A 225-nucleotide genomic window follows, 5' to 3' on the forward strand; every position below is an offset into this window, starting at 1 on the left:
GATGAATTGAGTATTCCTAAGCCGAAAACGCCTGCGCCATTTTTCGGGGCCGGTATTTCCACCAAATAATTTCAATGTTGTTTGATTAAATAAGTGGCTAATAAATACTTCAGGGAAATAATCCGTTTTTAAGTCAAGATCTCCACTGACCTCTTTTGCCCTCCCTGCCCCATACCCATCACTGAGGCCATAATCTCCAAAATCAAAGATATAACTGGTCTCAAT

General features: G+C 40.4%; 1 pseudogene. It reads right to left on the reverse strand.

The annotated features are described in order from the left end of the window. Positions 1-225 (reverse strand): annotated as a pseudogene (locus FDX19_RS25270) (hypothetical protein); the annotation flags it as partial.

It is taken from the genome of Citrobacter sp. wls619 (genome assembly GCF_005281345.1).
In the GTDB taxonomy this organism is placed as follows: Bacteria; Pseudomonadota; Gammaproteobacteria; order Enterobacterales; family Enterobacteriaceae; genus Citrobacter.